Here is a 16,898-nt window from a genome sequence, read left to right as displayed (position 1 = left end):
ACGCCCATGACCGACGAGATCGACCTGTCCCGCCTGCCCCCGCCCGAGCCTTACGACGAGGCCCGCGACACCGCGCAGCGCAAGCGCCTGATGGAGGCGTGGCGCGAGCCGCCGGGCTGGAAGATCGTCACGGCGGTCAACAACTCCTACATCGGCAAGTGGTACCTGCTGACCTCGTTCGGCTTCTTCGTCTTCGCGGGCATCCTTGCGCTGATGATCCGGGCGCAGCTCGCGGTGCCGGGCAACGATCTGTTCTCGCAACAGCTCTACAACCAGCTCTTCACCCTGCACGGCACGGCGATGATGTTCCTCTTCGCGGTGCCGATCTTCGAGGCGGTGGCGATCATCATCCTGCCCGAAATCCTCGGTGCCCGCGACCTGCCCTTTCCACGGCTCTCGGCCTTCGGCTTCTGGTGCTTCGTGATCGGCGGCATCTTCGTCTGCGGCTCGATCTTTTTCGGCGTGGCCCCCGATGGCGGCTGGTTCATGTACACGCCGCTGTCGTCGGACCCGGCCTATAGCGGCCTTGGCACCGACATCTGGCTGCTGGGCCTCTCGTTCATCGAGGTGAGCTCGATCGCCGCCGCGGTCGAGCTGATCGTGGGCGTGCTGAAATCGCGCCCGCCGGGGATGCGGCTGAACCTGATGCCGCTTTACTGCTGGTACGTGCTGGTGGTGGCGGGGATGATCCTCTTCGCCTTCCCGCCGCTGATCGCCGGCGACCTGCTGCTCGAGATGGAACGCGCCTTCGGCTGGGCCTTCTTCGATCCCGACCGCGGCGGCGACCCGCTGCTGTGGCAGCACCTGTTCTGGATCTTCGGCCACCCGGAGGTCTACATCATCTTCCTGCCCTCGATCGCGCTCATCGCCACCATGCTGCCGACCTTCGCGGGCCGTCCGATGGTGGGGCATTCGTGGATCGTGCTGAGCGCCGTGGGCGTCGCCTTCCTGAGCTTCGGGCTCTGGGTGCACCACATGTTCACCACCGGCCTGCCCGAGATCTCGCTGAGTTTCTTCTCCGCCGCCTCCGAGGCGGTGGCGGTGCCAACGGGCATTCAGATCTTCTGCTTCATTGCCACCATGCTGGTGAGCAAAATGCGCCCCTCGGTGCCGATGCTGTTTGCCGGCGGCGCGCTGGCGATCTTCGTCTTTGGCGGGCTGACCGGCGTGATGGTGGCGCTGGTGCCCTTCGACTGGCAGGCGCATGATAGCTATTTCATCGTCGCCCACCTGCATTACACGCTGATCGGCGGCATGCTCTTCCCGCTCTTCGCGGGCATCCACTACTGGTATCCCTTCGTCACCCAGAAGAACCTCAGCGCCCGCGCCGGCAAGTGGAGCTTCTGGCTGATGTTCGGCGGTTTCAACGTGGCGTTCCTGCCGATGCACTGGACCGGCATCATGGGGATGCCGCGCCGGGTCTGGACCTATGACCTCTCGGATGGCTGGGCGGTGCTCAACATGGTCTCGACCATCGGCGCATTCGTCTTCGCGGCGGGCTTCGCGGTGCTGGCGTTGAACGTGCTCTGGCCGCGCGGCAAGGCGCCGCTGGTGAAACGCAACCTTTGGAACGCCGGGACGATGGAGTGGGCGGCGGAAGTGCCTGACAAGCCGTGGGGCGTGCGCTCGATCCCCTATATCCATACCCGCTACCCGCTTTGGGAGCAGGAGGGGCTGGTGGACCAGATCGACCGGGGCGAGTGGTTCCTGCCCGACGCCGAGGAAGGCAAGCGCGAGCTCATCGTGACCGACATCCTCGACGCGCGGCCGCTCTTTGTGCAGCGCGTCGGCGGTCCGAGCTTCCTGACCCTTGGCGCGGCCTTCTGCCTCGGCGCGGTGTTCATTCTCGCGACCTTCCACCTCTGGGCCATCACCCTGATCTTCGGCGCGGGTTTCGTCGGCTTCACGCTCTGGTGGCTCTGGACCGGCACCTCTCTGATCCCGGAAAAGCCCGAGAAATACGCCGGGCGCGGGCTCACCCTGCCGACCTATGCGCAGGGCAACAGGTCCCCGGGCTGGTGGGCCGTGTTCATCACCATGACCGGCGACATGACCGCCTTCATGGGGCTGGTGTTCTCTTACTTCTTCTACTGGACCGCCCTGCCCGATTTCCTGCCCTCCGCCGCGCATCTGCCGGGCTTCGGCTGGCTGCTGCTGGGGCTGGCGCTGCTGATCGGCACCTGGGCGATGACCACCGCCGCGCGCGAGACGCTGGGCCATGGACAGCGCGGGCTCGCCATGGCGCTGCTGATCGGCGCGCTGCCGGTGGGCGCGCTTGGGATCGGGGCGTGGTGCTGGTCCGCCTATTCCAAGGGGCTCGACCCGACGGTGCAGAGCTTCGACGCCATGGTCTGGATGTTGATCCTGTGGATGGGGCTGCACCTGCTGCTGAACTGGGTGATGCACCTTTACGTCGCGGCACGGGTGAAATTCGGCCATTGCACGCCGGAGTACCGCGCCGACCTGATGAACCTCACCCTGTTCTCCCACTTCCTCGCGCTCACGGCGGTGACGATCTTCGCCCTGCTGGCGCTGTTCCCGCTCCTGATGGGGGTTGGCCCATGAGACACGGCTCCGACAAGCAACCACGCCACTTCAGCGCGCCCGGGGACGCGCCCCGCGTGATCGATCAGGGCTCGGTCTGGATCCTCGTGGCCGCGCCCTCGATCTGGGCGGCGCATTTCCTGCTCAGCTACTGGGTCGCGGCGATCTGGTGCGCCAAGACCGGCCCGATGGCATCGCTGTTCGAGCCGCGCTGGATCATCGTGGCTTTGGGCCTGATTTGCACCGCGCTGATCGCGTGGCTCGGGGTGATCGCGGTGCGGCGCTATGGCGGGGTCTTCGTGATCTTCGAGGAGATCACCGACAGCTCCGAGCGCGGCCGCGACCGGTTCATCGGCCACGTGGCGCTGCTGCTCTGCGTGCTCTCGGTTGTGGCGATCGGCTTCACCGTGATCCCCGGGCTGGTCTTCGCCACATGCTGAGCTCGTGCCGCCTCCTCGCGCTGTCGCTGCTCGCCGCGCTCTGGCTCTCGCCGCTGCCGGGGCTGGCGACCGGCTCGATGGTGCTGCACATGGTGCTGCATCTTGGCGTGACCGCGGTGGTGCCGGCGCTCTACGCGCCCAAACTCCGCCTGCCCGCGGGCGCCATGGCGCTGACGCTGGGCGCAGTGGCCGAGATGCTGGTGGTCTGGGCCTGGCACCTCCCCTCGCTGCATCTCTGGGCGCGGCTGACCACGACCGGCTTCATCCTCGAACAGGCGAGCTTTCTCGGCGCCGGAATGCTGCTTTGGGCCACGGTACGCGCCGCAGGCGGCTTCGGCGGCGCCGTGGTGCTGCTCGCCACCACCATGCACATGACACTTCTGGGCGCGCTGATCGGCCTGTCGCCGCGCGATCTCTACGGCGACATCTGCGCCGGGTATCTCGGTCTCAGCGCGCTGCAGGAACAGCAGGTTGCGGGCGCGATGATGGCCGGTGCGGGCGGCGCAATCTATCTCGTCGCGGCGCTGCGCCGGCTCGGACTGGCGCTGAAACTGACGGAGGCCACCACATGAGGCGCTACATTCTCGCAAGCCTCGCGGCGCTTGCAGTCGCCGGCGCCGCGTTCTTCTTCCTCGCACCTTACAACATCGCCGCCTCGGTGCCGCACCTGCCGGGCGTGGCCAACATCCTGCACGGTTATCTCGGCAATGCCGTGGCGATCCGTGCCGTCTCGCTCGAGGTGCCACGGCAGGTCGATCTCGAAGATCCCGGCCTGATCCGCCTCGGTGCGGGGCACTTCGCCACCGGCTGCCTGACCTGCCACGGCGGCCCCGGCATCCCGCGCAACCCGGTGGTCGAGGGCATGCGTCCGGCGCCGCCGATGCTCACCTCGGAGGATTACGACGCCAAGGAGTTCTTCTGGATCGCGCGGCACGGCTTCAAGTACACCGGCATGCCTGCCTGGCCCGGCAAAGAGCGTGATGACGAGCCCTGGGCGCTCGCCGCATTCCTGAAGCAGTATGACAGCTTCGACCGGGAAAGCTTTGAAATTGCTGCCTACGGCGAGGCCGGAGGCTATAACAGCGCCGGTGTCCGCTTCGGCGGCCTGCCCGGCGCGATCAAGCCGGAGCTTGCCTGCGCGCGCTGCCATGGCGAGGACGGTCTGGGCCGCGAGGGCACCGCGCCGAAGCTCGCCGGCCAGTCCGAGGCGTGGCTGACCACGGTGCTCACAGCCTATGCCGAGGGCCACCGCGAGAGCGGCTTCATGGAGCCGCTCGCCGCCCCGCTGGGCGACGCGGCCATCTCCGGGATCGCCGCGCGCTATGCCGGGATGAGCGCCACTTGGCAGGGCAACCCGCTCGCCTTCGGCGACCCCGAGCGCGGCCGTGAACTGGCCGCGCAAGGCAGCGAGCACGACGACATTCCCAGTTGCGCCTCCTGCCACGAGGGCGCCGGCGCGGACGGGCTGGCCCCCAAGCGCCCCGACACCCCGCGCATCGCCGGCCAGGATGGCTACTGGATCTACAATTGGCTCAAGATGTATCGCGACGGCCCGGTGCCTTCGAGCCCCCGCGCCCACCTGATGGAGGCCGCCGCCAAACCGCTCAGCGACGAGGACATTGCCGATCTCGCGGCGTGGTACGCGGCCCGTCAGGACGGTTGAGCGACCATACCATCGGCAAATTTGCCTAGACGACGGGCAGTGACGATCGCTTGGGTTTTCGTGATCGCCCGCCCTGGCGTGACCGCAAACAGATACAGGGCTTGCCGCTACGGCAAGCGCGCCTTTCAAAATGACCATATTTCATGGAGCAATCGGGCCCTTGCCACCGCCTGAACCGCGCGAGGCCCAGACCCCCACGCACCCTCCCCGATAAAAAATTTCTTCCGCGTCACAAAAGTTTTGAATTGGACGCAACGACAGCCGCTTGCCTCACTTCGCTGCACTCAGACCGCTGAACGCCGGAGGCCAGACCGCTGCAACATCGCGCCGCCCTGCACCGCAAGCCGCCTCGCGCTGTCCTGTCAGGACGACAGCGCCGACTGCAGGCGCGGCATCAGGGCGAGGTGGCGCTCGACCACGGCAAGCGCCCGTGCCTCGTCATGAACCGAGAGCGCCGCGATCATCTCGCGATGCTCTTCCTCGATCACCTCGGTCTTGCCGAAACCCTGCTGCAGCGACACCATCGCGACCCGCGACAGCGGCGCCTGCAACCCGTCGAACACGTCGACCAGCACGCGGTTGCCCGCCGCCGCCACCAGCGCCTGGTGAAACAGCCGGTTGATCTCGACACAGCCCAGCAGGTCCTCCGCCGGCATCGCCTCATGCGCCTCGCAGAGCCGCAGCAGCTCCTCGGGCAGCGCCCGCCTCTCGCGGCAGATCTTGCGCACCGCGTGGGTCTCGACCATCAGCCGCACCTCGTAGAGATCGCGCAGCTCGGTGGCCGAAAGCGCCCGCACCATGGCGCCACGCCGCCGGTGCAGTTCGAGATAGCCCTCCGCCGCCAGCCGGTTCAGCGCCTCTCGCACCGGCGAGCGCGACACCCCCGTCACCTCGCAGGCCATGGCCTCCTCGATGAAGCTGCCCGGCGGAAAGTCTCCCTTCAGAATGCCCGCCCGGACACCCTGATACGCCCGATCCCGCGCCGAAAGCCCTTCCAAAGCGCCATTATTGCCCGTATCCACAATCATGTGACTGCTCATTCATCAATCTTTCACAAATATCCGCCGGATGTTTCCATTCAGGCAAAACAAGGCTGGACAGAATCGATCTCACTTTCTTGTATACATGACGTACACGCCAAGAGGACAAGACTTCGATGATGGACGGATCGCAAGGCATCACCCCAGCAGGCACATGGCGCGTCGGCGTTGATTCCGGCGGCACGTTCACCGACGTATGCCTCTTCGACGAGGCCAGCGGCCGCATCGAGGTATGGAAGGTCTCCTCCACCCCGGATGACCCGTCGCGCGGCATCGCGCAGGGTGTCGAGGAAGGCATGAAGGAACACGCGGAGGGCAGCGAGAGCGATCCTGCCGCCGCCATCGCCTATCTCGGCCACGGCACCACCGTCGCCACCAACGCGCTGATCACCCATCGTGGCGCCAAGGTCGGCCTGCTGACCACCGAAGGCTTCCGCGACCTGCTCGAGATCGGCCGCCAGAAGCGGCCCGACCTCTACGATCTCTTTGCCGAGAAGCCGCAGACGCTGGTCCCTCGCGCGCTGCGCTTCGAGCTGCCCGAGCGCATGCTGCGCACCGGTGAGATCGACAAACCGCTCGATGAGGAGGCCGTGCGCAAGGCCGCCCGCGCGATGAAGGAGGCCGGGGTCGAGGCCGTGGCGATCTGCTTCCTTTATGCCTTCGTGAACCCGGTGCACGAGCAGGCCGCGCGCCGCATCGTCGAGGAGGAGATGCCCGGCGTCTTCCTCTGCGCCAGCCACGAGATCGCCCCCGAGTTCCGCGAGTTCGAGCGCCTCTCGACGGCGACGGTCAATTCCTATCTCGGCCCGATCATGCACCGCTATATCAGCCGGCTGACCCCGCGCCTGCAGGATCTCGGCCTGCCGGTGGCACCGCACCTGACGCAGTCCAACGGCGGCGTCGTGCGCTTCGAGGCCGCGGCACAGACCCCGGTGCGGGCGGTGCTCTCGGGCCCCTCCACCGGCGTGGTCGCGGCGCAGGCCATCGGCGCCCGCGCGGGCTTTGACGATATCATCACCTTCGACGTCGGCGGCACCTCCTCGGACGTGGCGCTCATGGCCGGCGGTGAGACCGCGCAGACCAATGAAAGCGTCGTGCATGGCTACCCGATCAAGGCGCCGATGCTCGACATCCACACCGTGGGCGCCGGCGGCGGCTCGATCGCGTCGATCGACTCGGGCGGCCTGCTGAAGGTCGGCCCGGAAAGCGCCGGCGCCGATCCCGGCCCGGTCTGCTATGGCCGCGGCGCCACCGATCCCACTGTCACCGATGCCAATATCGTGCTGCAGATCCTCAACCCGGTCGAGATCCTCGGCGGCCGCATGAAGGTGCGCCGCGATCTCGCGGTCGAGGCCATCGCCAAGCTCGGCGAGCGGCTGGGCATGGAGACCATGGATGTGGCGCAGGGCATCATCTCGGTGGTGACGGCGAACATGGCCAAGGCGATCCGGGTCATCTCGGTGCAGCGCGGCCACGACCCGCGCAACTACGCGCTGATGGCCTTTGGCGGCGCGGGTCCCCTGCATGCGGTGCGGCTGGCGCAGGAACTGGGCATGACCACGGTGATCGTGCCGCGCAGCCCGGGCATCCTCTGCGCCATGGGCCTGCTGCTCACCGATCTGCGTGCGGATTTCTCCGCCACCCGCCTGACCGCGCTCGAGCCCGCCAATCTCGGCATCATCGCCGAGACCGTGGCCTCGGTCGAGGCCGAGGCCTCCGGCTGGTTCGACGCCGAGGCGATCCCCGCCGACAAGCGCCGCCTCACCCGCCGCATCGACATGCGCTACGATGGCCAGAACTACGAGCTGTCGATCCCGCTGCCCGACGGCCCGGTGACCGAGGCCACGCTGGAGGTGCTCAAGCAGGGCTTCACCGAGGCGCATGAGCGGCTCTACGGCTTTGCCGTGCCCGAAGAGCGCATCCTTTGCGTGACCTTCCGCGCCGAGGCGATGGGCCTGGTGCAGAAGGCCGAGCTGCCCGAGCGCGCGCTCGGCGATCCCGATCCCAGCGAAGCGGTCATCGGAAGCCGCGAGGTCTGGTATCCCGAGACCGGCGCGTTCACCGAGACCACGCTCTATGCCCGCGAGAAGCTTGCCCCCGGCATGGCCTTCGCCGGCCCCGCCATCGTCGAGCAGATGGACACCACAACGCTGGTGCCCCCCGGGGTCACCGCCACCGTGGACAAGATCGACAACCTCATCCTGGAGCTCAGCGCATGACCGGCCAAACCACCACTCACGCACTCGACCCGATCACGGTCGAGGTCATCGGTGCCGCGCTCTCCTCGATCGTGGAGGAGACCGGCGAAGCGCTGGTCCGCGCCTCCTACTCGACCAACATCAAGGAACGCCGCGATTGTTCTACGGCGCTCTTTGACCGGCAGGGCCGCACGCTCTGTCAGGCCGAGCATATCCCGATCCACCTCGGCAGCTTCCTCGATTTCATCCCGATGCTGCTGGCGGATCACGACGAGAAGGACCTGCGCCCGGGCGATGTCTTCGTCGGCAACGACGCCTATCGCGGCGGCGGCACCCACCTGCCCGACATCGTTCTGGCCGAGCCGATCTTCGTCGACGACCAGCTCGTGGCGTGGACGGTGAACCTCGCGCACCACTCGGATTTCGTCGACCGGGCGCATGCCCATATCTACCAGGAAGGCCTGCGCATCCCGCCGGTGCGGCTCTACAAGGCCGGTGAGCTGCAGAAGGACATCCAGGAGCTGATCCTGCTGAACTGCCAGGTCCCGCGCGAGCGCCTGTCGGACCTGCGCGCCCAAATGGCCGCCAACCGGGTCGGCGTGCAACGCTTCCAGGAGCTCTGCGCGCGCCACGGCCCGGATGTGGTGCTGGCCTCGGGCGAGGCGCTGCTCGACTATGCCGAGCGCAAGATGCGCGCCGGCATCGCCGCCCTGCCCGATGGCAGCTGGCGCTTCGAGGACGTGTTCGACAATCTCGATTTCGATGACCCGATCCCCTTCGCGGTGACGGTAACCGTCGCGGGCGACGCGCTGTCGCTTGATTTCGAGGCGCCCGAGCAGATCCGCGCCCCGATCAACATGACCCGCACGGCGCTGCTGGCGACGGTCTATTACATCGTGAAATCGGTGATCGACCCGACGGTGCTGCCCAACGCGGGCCTTGCCCGTCCGATCACCGTCAACGCGCCGCACGGCTCGATCCTCAACTGCAAGCACCCGGCCGCGGTCAACGGCCGGGTGCAGACCTGCCAGCGCGTCGCCGACCTGATCCTCGGCGCCCTGGCGCAAGCGGTGCCCGAGCGGGTCTCGGCCTGCACCAACTCCACATGCTCGGTTGCGGTGTTCTCGGGCACCCGCCAGAGCGGGCCGGACGCGGGCACCTACTGGGTCTATCTCGAGACCATCGGTGGCGGCGGCGGCGCCCGCCCTCAGGCGGACGGGCTCGATGGCATCCACGTTCACGCCACCAACACCTCGAACCTGCCTGTCGAGGCGCTGGAGGGCGAATACCCCCTGATCCTCGAGCGCTACGAGCTGGTCGACGGCTCCGGCGGGGCCGGCAAGCACCGTGGCGGCATGGGCCTGCGCCGGGTCTACCGCGCCACCGAGGAGTGCATGGTCCGCGTCGACGTCTCGCGCAACAAGTCGCGGTCCTGGGGCCTCGAAGGCGGCGGCGAAGGCGGCCATGGCAGCTATGCCACCAGCCCCGGCTGCGCCCCGTTCGAGCGTGGCTACGGCACCCTGCGCGCCGGCGAATGGCTCGAGGTCATCACCCCCGGGGGCGGTGGCTACGGCACGCCGGATGAGACCAGCGAAACACAGATCGCGGCGGAATGATCCGCCCGGCACAATTCAACAGGGCCAGGAAGAGCCCGCCACAACCCGACAAGGAGACACCTTCAATGACTACGCGAATGAACCGTCGCGGCTTTCTCGCCACCACCGGCGCCGCCGCAGGCGCACTGAGCTTCCTCGGCCCCAAGGCCCTGCACGCGCAGGACGGCGGCACGCTGCGCTTCGGCCTCTCGACCTACCCGCCGAGCCTCGATGCCTGGGCCTCGAACGGCACCGCCGCCGGCACCATCAAGCTGATGATCCATCGCGGCCTGCTGGGCTACGGCCCCGATGGCACGATGCGCGGCGAACTGGCCGAAAGCTGGGAGGTCGACGACGAGGGCGCCTGGGTCTTCACCCTGCGCGACGCCACCTGGCATGACGGCACCCCCGTTACCTCCGAGGATATCGCCTGGAACGTGCTCGAGGCGCAGAAGCCCGACAGCGCCGCCTACCTGCAGGGCCAGCTCGCCGCCATCACTTCGGTCGAGACTCCGGACGAGAAGACCGTGCGCATGGTCACCGACGAGCCGCTGGCGGTTCTGCCGGGCTGGTTCGCGCATTTCAACATGCCGATGATCAAGAAGGGCGAAGCCCGCGACACCACCATGGGCTCGGGTCCGTTCCTCTATGACAGCGCCGATCGCGGCGTGTCGATCTCGCTCTCTGCGTGGGATGGCTACTACAAGGACGAGATGCCGAAGGTCTCCAATATCGAGGCCATCGTCTATGCCGACGAGAACCTGCGCGTGGCGGCGCTCGAGGCCGGCGACGTCGACCTGGTCGAATACGTGCCGTGGCAGGCGATGGACCAGATCGAAGCGAATGACGAGCTGGCACTGCAGGCCACCGACGGTCCGTTCATGTACCTGACCTTCAATGCCTCGCGTCCGCCCTTCGACAACCCGAAGGTCCGTCAGGCCGTGGCCCACGCCATCAAGCGCGAAGACATCGCGGCGGCGGCGTTCTACGGTCGCGGCGGCGCGCTCGAGCACCTGCCGATCGCCGAGGGCTCCGAGTTCTACAACCCGGAACTGGCCAACTCGTGGAACTACGACCCCGAGAAGGCTCAGGCGCTGCTGGCCGAGGCCGGCTACCCGGACGGCTTCGACTGCGTGATGCTGTCGACCGCGCAATACGGCATGCACCAGTCCACCGCAGAGGTCTGCCAGGCGTATCTGTCGATGATCGGCATCAACGTGCAGCTTGACCTGCCGGAATGGTCGACCCGGGTGAAGAAGGGCAACGAGGGCACCTATGACCTTGCCGTGATGGGCACCGCCGCGATGAACAACGACCCCGACGGCCTCGCCACCGTGGTCGACGGTTCGCTCTCCCCGAGCTTCGTGCGCAGCTTCGGCATGGAAACCCCGGAGATCTCAGAGCTTTTCGCTCGTGGCCGCGCCACCTTCGACACCGAGGAGCGCAAGGCAATCTACAAGGAGCTGGAAGAGATCGCCATCGACACGGTTCCGGTCGTCGGTCTGTCCTGGCGCTCGCAGGGCTACGGCATGCGCGCCAACGCCGAAGGGTTCACCGTGATGCCCGGCCAGCTTGTCTTCTATTCCGGCATGACGCTGGAAGAAACCGTGCTGGGCTGAAGCTGACCCCATGCTGAGATATATTGCTACCAGAAGCCTCGTGGCGCTGTTCCTCGTCTGGATCGTCGTCTCGGTGGTGTTCCTCCTCCTGCACCTCATTCCGGGCGATCCGGCGGAGCTGCTGCTCAGTCAGGGCAATGTCGCCGCCGATCCTCAGGCCGTCGCTGCGCTGCGCGAGCAGATGGGGCTCAACGCCCCTCTCTGGCAGCAATATATCGACCACATGACCGGTGTGCTCACCGGTGATCTCGGCGCGTCGTTCCGCGACGGCGCGCCGGTGATCGAGCAGATCGCCCTGCGCCTGCCGCGCACCCTCGAGGTGATCCTCGCGGCCTCGCTGATCGCCACCGGCATCGGCGTGCCGCTGGGCACCTATGCGGCGATCCGCGCCGACGGCAAGGCCGATGCGGTGATCTCCTTCTTCGCCTCGGCCTCGCTCTCGACGCCGGTCTTCGTGGTGGGCTCGGTGGTGATCCTGATCTTTGCGCAGAAGCTGCAATGGCTTCCCGCCGGCGGCTTCACGCCGTTCTCCGAGGACCCGCTCGAACACCTGCAGCTGCTGCTGCTGCCCGCCTGCACCGTGGCGCTGTCGCTGCTGGCGGTGATCACCCGGATGAGCCGCGCCTCTGTGCTCGAGGTGCTGCAACGCGACTACGTGCGCACAGCCCGCGCCAAGGGCCTGCCCCGCAACCCGATCCTGCGCCGCCACGTGGTGCGCAACGCGCTGATCCCGGTGCTGACGGTGCTCGGCCTCGAGATGGGCACGCTGATCGGCGGCACGGTGCTGGTCGAGTTCGTGTTCAACTGGCCGGGCCTCTCGGGCTACCTCGTCGCCGCCGTCGATGCGCGCGACTATCCCGAAGTGGTCGGCATCGTGATGACGATCTCGGTCCTCTTCGTCTTTCTCAATCTCGTCGTGGATGTGGTGAACGCCCTGCTCGACCCCCGAATTTCCCTGGTGCGCTGAATGAGCCGGTCTACCCGCAAGCTGATCCTGCCCGGCACAATCGCCGCGCTGATCGTCGCCACCGTGCTGCTCGCCCCGCTCCTGCCCCTGCAGGACGTGCGCGGCATGGACATCCCCAACCGCTTCGCCGGCCCCTCCGCCGGACACTGGCTCGGCCAGGACGATTTCGGCCGCGACGTGCTCTCGCGCCTGATCTGGGGCGGCCGCGCCTCGCTGTTCATCGCCGTGGGCTCGGCGATCTTCGCCGCCATCATCGGCACCGCGCTCGGCCTGCTCGGCGGCTATTTCCGCGGCGCCGTCGAGCTCGTCACGGTGCGCGCCGCTGAGATCATCCTCTGCCTGCCGCCGCTGCTGCTTGCGCTGCTGGTGGTGACCATCCTCGGCGCGGGCACATGGCCGCTCGTGCTGGCACTGACCATCCTCTACACGCCCAACTACACGCGGGTGGTCTATGCCGCGACGCAGCAGGTGCGCGGGCTCGACTTCGTCACCGCGCAGCGGTCGATGGGCACGCACCCGATGAAGATCCTCGTCCGCACGATCCTGCCCAACGTGCTGCCGCCGCTGCTGGTGCAGATGTCGCTGGTGGTGGCCTCGGCCATGGTAATCGAGAGCGGGCTGTCCTTCCTCGGTCTCGGCGTCGTGCCGCCGACACCCTCCTGGGGCCTGATGATCCGATCGGCGCGCGGTGCCATGGAGGTCGCGCCGCTGCTGCTGGTCTGGCCGTCGCTGGCGCTTGCCGGCACCATCCTGACCTTCAACCTGCTCTGCGATCGTCTTCAATCGGCGCTCGATCCCCGCGCCGTCACCGCCGGTGGCGCGCTCTGGCTGCGGCCGCGCTCTGCCGCCGCGAAGAAACCCGCCACCCCGGTCGAGGCCGATGCCGACGCCCCGCTGCTCGAGATCCGCGACATGTCGATCGCCGTGCGTGACATGGAGCTGGTGCGCCGCGTGTCGCTGACCGTCCGCCCCGGCGAGACCGTGGCGCTGGTCGGCGAGAGCGGCTCGGGCAAGACCCTGACCGGCCTTGCGATGACCGGCCTGCTGCCCGACACGCTGCGGGTCACCGGCGGCACCGCACACTACACCACCCGCGAGGGCAAGGCGGTCGATCTCGCCAAGCTCGACGAGGAAGGCATCCGCGCGTTGCGCGGTGACGAGGTCTCGATGGTGTTCCAGGATGCCGCCGCGGCGCTCAATCCGGTGCTGCGCATCGGCGAGCAGGTGGCCGAAGCGATCCGCGCCCATCACGACCTTGAGGGCGACGCTCTGCAGACCCGCGTGGTGGAGCTGCTGCGCCATGTCGGCATCCCCGACCCCGAGCAGCGGGTGCGGGCCTACCCGCACGAGCTTTCTGGAGGCCAGCGCCAGCGCGCGATGATCGCCGTCGCCGTGGCCAACAACCCGCGCCTGCTGATTGCCGACGAGCCGACCACCGCGCTCGACCCGACGATCCAGGCGCAGATCCTGCAGCTCTTCGCGCAGCTCAAGCGCGACACGCCGGGCATGGGCATGATCTTCGTCACCCACGATCTTGCCGTGGTGGCCGAGATCGCCGACCGGGTGACGGTGATGTATGCGGGAGAGGTGGTCGAGGAAGGCCCGGTGGCCGAGGTCTTCGAGCGCCCGCGCCACCCCTACACCGCCGCGCTGATCGCCTCGGTGCCCGAGGGCGGCGCCGAGCGGCTGACCGCGATCCCCGGCTCGGTGCCCTCGCCGCGCCAGATGCCCAGCGGCTGCCGCTTCGCGCCCCGCTGCGCCTTCGCCACCGAGCGCTGCACCGCCAATCCCCCCAAGGCGGAGCACCCGGCCCCGGGCCGCGTGACCCGCTGCTTCCACTGGGAGACCGTCACATGAGCGAGCTTGACACCTCCGCGCCGCTGGTCGTGGCCGAAAATCTCGGCCGCAACTTCCCCACCCGCCACGGGCTTCTGGGCCGAGCGCACGATGTCTGGGCGGTGCGGGATGTGAGCCTGACCATCGCCCGGGGCGAGACCGTCGGCATCGTCGGCGAGTCGGGCTGCGGCAAGTCCACGCTGGGACGCATGATGATGGGGCTCGACCTGCCCACCACCGGCTCCATGAGCTTTGACGGGCGCGACCTGTCGGCGCTCTCCAACCCCGAGATGCGCAAGCTCTCGCGCCGAATGCAGATGGTGTTCCAGGACCCGTTCGGCTCACTCGATCCCCGCCGCAGCATCGGCGCCCAGATCGCCGACGGGCTCAGAACCCACAACATCGTGCCCGGCTCCGAGGTCAAGGCCGAGGTGGCGCGGCTGCTAGAACAGGTCGGCCTGCCGACCTCCGCGGCGCAGCGCCGCCCGCACGAGTTTTCGGGTGGCCAGCGCCAGCGCATCGCGGTGGCGCGCGCCCTCTCGACCCGGCCCGATTTCATCGTCGCCGACGAGCCGGTCTCGGCGCTCGACGTGTCGATCCAGGCGCAGGTGGTGAACCTGCTCGAGGATCTGCGCCGCGATCTCGACCTTGCCATGCTGTTCATCAGCCACGACCTGCACGTGGTACGCCATCTCTGCACCCGCATCGTGGTGATGTATCTCGGCCGCATCGTCGAGGAAGGCCCGGCCGAGAAGGTCTTTGGCTCGCCCGCCCATCCCTACACGCGCGCCCTGCTCGCCGCGACGCCATCGCTGCACCCGGGCGACGGCTCGGATGGCGACCGCATTCTGAAGGGGGAGCTGCCGAGCCCGGCGAATCCGCCCTCGGGCTGCCCGTTCCGCACCCGCTGCCCGATCGCCGAGGAAGCCTGCGCCAGAGCCGTGCCACCGCTCGATCCGGTCGGAGAAGGCTGGAACGTGCGCTGCATCAAAGGCGGCCCGGTGACACCCGCGACAGCGCAGGAGGTACACGCATGAGCGAGGCCCCCGTCGCGATGATCACCGGGGCGAGCCGCGGCATCGGCGCGGCGATCGCCCACGCACTGGCCGGGCGCGGCTACGCCCTGTCGCTTGGCCTGCGCGATCCGTCCTCGCTGCCCGACAGCTTGGAGCAATACGATCCGCTGATCGTGCCCTACGACGCTGCCAAAGCCGAAGATGCCCGCGCGTTCGTCGAGGCCACCGAGGCGCGCTTCGGGCGCATCGACGCGCTGGTGAACAACGCGGGGATCGCAGGGCCGCTCGAGCTGATGCCGGCAGAGCCGCAACCCGATGACGAAATGGAAGAGATGCTCGACGCGCTCCTTTCGATCAACGTCAAGGCGCCCTTCCGCCTGACCCGGGCAGCGCTGCCGGCGCTATGCCGCAGTGGTGCCGGCCGGGTGATCGTGCTGGCCTCGGCCTCTGGCAAACGCGTGCTGGGGCTTAATGCCGGTTACCAGATGACCAAGCACGCCGCCGTGGCGCTCTCCCACGCCGCGCGGCGGGCGGGCTGGGACGACGGCGTGCGCGCCTGCGTCGTCTGTCCCGGCTTCGTTGCCACCGATCTCACCCTGCGGCACGACCTGCCGCGCCACGAGATCACCCAGCCTGAAGACCTCGGCAAGCTCGTGGCAGACGTCGTCACCTTGCCAAACACAGCCAGCGTGTCCGAACTGGTGGTCAACTGGCGCTACGAGCCGGGGCTGTGATGAGACCCTATGTCGACACCGTCGAAGGCGATGCCGCGCTGCCCGGCGAGGTCGACCTCGCCATCATCGGCGGCGGCATCGTCGGCTGCGCGGCCGCGTTCTGGGCCGCCGAACAGGGCTTTCGCGTCGCACTGATCGAGAAGGGCCGCGTCGCCGGCGAACAGTCGAGCCGCAACTGGGGCTGGGTCCGCCGCATGGGCCGCGACGCCGCCGAGTATCCCCTGGGCATCGAGAGCCTGCGGATCTGGGACACGCTGCAGCAGCGCACCGGCCATGACACCGGCTTTCGCCGCACCGGCATCGTCTACACCGCACAGACCGACGCCGAGATGGCGTGGATCGAGAGCGTTGCGCAGGATGCCGAGACCTTCGGCATCGGCGCGCGCCGCCTGACCGAGGCGCAGTTGCAGGCGCAGTTCCCCGGCGGCACGGTTCCGGCCCGCGCCGGCCTTCTGACCGCCGATGATGGCCGCGCGGAACCGGCGCTCGCCGCCCCGGCGCTGGCAAAGGGCGCCCGCGCCAAGGGCGCTGCAATCCTCACCAATTGCGCCGTGCGTGACATCGAAACCAAGGGCGGGCGCGTCTCTGCGGTGCTGACCGAGCGCGGTCGCATCCCCTGCGGTGCGGCGATCCTCGCCGGCGGCGCGTGGTCCCGGCTGTTTCTCGGCAATCTCGGCGTGTCGCTGCCCCAGCTCAGGGTGCGCGGCTCGGTGATGCGCACCGAACCGCTCGAGGGCGGGCCGAAATACGCGCTCGGAAACGGCCAGTTCGGCATCCGCCCCCGGCTCGACGGCGGCTACACGATTTCGCGCCGGGGCCGCGCCAAGGTGCAGATCACCCCCGACAGCTTCCGCCTGCTGCCGCATTTCATGAAGAGCCTGAAGGAGCATCGCGGCGAGGTCTCGCTGACCCTCGATCGCGGCCTCTGGGACGGGCTCATCACGCCACGGCGCTGGAGCGCCGACAGCGTGACGCCGTTCGAGAAGTGCCGCGTGCTCGATCCCGAACCGCAGCACGCCATGCTCGACCAGGCGCTGCGCGCAGTGACGAAGGTCTTCCCGGCCTTCAGGGATGTGAAGATTGCTGAAAAATGGGGCGGTATCATCGACGTGACCCCGGACGCGGTTCCGGTGATCGACCACGCCGCCGCGATCCCCGGGTCTGGTGATCGCCACAGGTTTCTCAGGCACGGCTTCGGCATCGGCCCCGCCGCCGGCCAGCTGGCCTCGGAAATGGCTTTGAATCA

At 68.2% G+C, this 16,898-nt stretch carries 13 protein-coding genes; 12 read left to right on the top strand and 1 reads right to left on the bottom strand.

The window, feature by feature from the left end; translation table 11 throughout:
• Positions 1-6: 6 nt before the first annotated feature.
• The 4 genes from ctaD to R2601_RS15180 are packed head-to-tail and all read left to right on the top strand — an operon-like array spanning position 7 to position 4,647.
• A complete protein-coding gene (gene ctaD, locus R2601_RS15195; RefSeq protein WP_007799884.1) occupies positions 7-2,565 on the top strand; it encodes a cytochrome c oxidase subunit I in 2,559 nt (852 codons plus the stop codon).
• Entirely contained in the window at positions 2,562-2,984 is a 423-nt protein-coding gene (locus R2601_RS15190; RefSeq protein WP_040544778.1) for a hypothetical protein, read from the top strand. The genes ctaD and R2601_RS15190 overlap by 4 nt, the downstream gene beginning before the upstream one ends.
• Positions 2,978-3,556, top strand: a complete 579-nt coding sequence (locus R2601_RS15185) for a cytochrome c oxidase assembly protein (protein ID WP_007799881.1) — start codon at positions 2,978-2,980, stop codon at positions 3,554-3,556. Before R2601_RS15190 ends, R2601_RS15185 begins: the two co-directional genes overlap by 7 nt.
• Complete coding sequence (locus R2601_RS15180) at positions 3,553-4,647, top strand: c-type cytochrome (RefSeq protein ID WP_007799879.1); 1,095 nt, start codon at positions 3,553-3,555, stop codon at positions 4,645-4,647. Before R2601_RS15185 ends, R2601_RS15180 begins: the two co-directional genes overlap by 4 nt.
• Positions 4,648-5,009: 362 nt before the next feature.
• Here the strand turns inward: R2601_RS15180 and R2601_RS15175 are convergent, their stop codons facing one another.
• The gene (locus R2601_RS15175) at positions 5,010-5,675 is read right to left on the bottom strand and encodes a GntR family transcriptional regulator (RefSeq protein WP_007799877.1); all 666 of its coding nucleotides are present in this window, start codon (positions 5,673-5,675) and stop codon (positions 5,010-5,012) included.
• Positions 5,676-5,803: 128 nt separating this feature from the next.
• Here R2601_RS15175 and R2601_RS15170 point away from each other — a divergent pair, with 128 nt between their 5' ends.
• From R2601_RS15170 to R2601_RS15135, 8 genes are all read left to right on the top strand, one after another.
• Entirely contained in the window at positions 5,804-7,906 is a 2,103-nt protein-coding gene (locus R2601_RS15170; RefSeq protein ID WP_007799875.1) for a hydantoinase/oxoprolinase family protein, read from the top strand.
• Positions 7,903-9,501, top strand: coding sequence for a hydantoinase B/oxoprolinase family protein (locus R2601_RS15165; RefSeq protein WP_007799873.1), 1,599 nt, complete (start codon positions 7,903-7,905; stop codon positions 9,499-9,501). Before R2601_RS15170 ends, R2601_RS15165 begins: the two co-directional genes overlap by 4 nt.
• Before the next feature lie 65 nt (positions 9,502-9,566).
• On the top strand, positions 9,567-11,099 hold the full coding sequence (locus R2601_RS15160; RefSeq protein ID WP_040544775.1) for an ABC transporter substrate-binding protein: 1,533 nt from the start codon (positions 9,567-9,569) through the stop codon (positions 11,097-11,099).
• 10 nt (positions 11,100-11,109) lie between these two features.
• Positions 11,110-12,066 carry an ABC transporter permease gene (locus R2601_RS15155; protein ID WP_040544773.1) on the top strand — a complete coding sequence of 319 codons (957 nt, stop codon included), beginning with the start codon at positions 11,110-11,112 and terminating at the stop codon, positions 12,064-12,066.
• Positions 12,067-13,923, top strand: coding sequence for a dipeptide/oligopeptide/nickel ABC transporter permease/ATP-binding protein (locus tag R2601_RS15150; RefSeq protein ID WP_007799867.1), 1,857 nt, complete (start codon positions 12,067-12,069; stop codon positions 13,921-13,923).
• Complete coding sequence (locus tag R2601_RS15145) at positions 13,920-14,939, top strand: ABC transporter ATP-binding protein (protein WP_007799865.1); 1,020 nt, start codon at positions 13,920-13,922, stop codon at positions 14,937-14,939. The genes R2601_RS15150 and R2601_RS15145 overlap by 4 nt, the downstream gene beginning before the upstream one ends.
• The gene (locus R2601_RS15140; protein WP_007799863.1) at positions 14,936-15,652 is read left to right on the top strand and encodes an SDR family NAD(P)-dependent oxidoreductase; all 717 of its coding nucleotides are present in this window, start codon (positions 14,936-14,938) and stop codon (positions 15,650-15,652) included. Before R2601_RS15145 ends, R2601_RS15140 begins: the two co-directional genes overlap by 4 nt.
• On the top strand, positions 15,652-16,898 hold a 1,247-nt coding region (locus R2601_RS15135), incomplete at its 3' end, for an NAD(P)/FAD-dependent oxidoreductase (RefSeq protein ID WP_007799861.1). The genes R2601_RS15140 and R2601_RS15135, both read left to right, overlap by 1 nt.

Origin of the sequence: Salipiger bermudensis HTCC2601 (genome assembly GCF_000153725.1) — a bacterium.
Lineage (GTDB): Bacteria > Pseudomonadota > Alphaproteobacteria > Rhodobacterales > Rhodobacteraceae > Salipiger > Salipiger bermudensis.
Note: the sequence above shows the minus strand (reverse complement) of the source record. Positions and strands in the feature narration are given on the sequence as shown.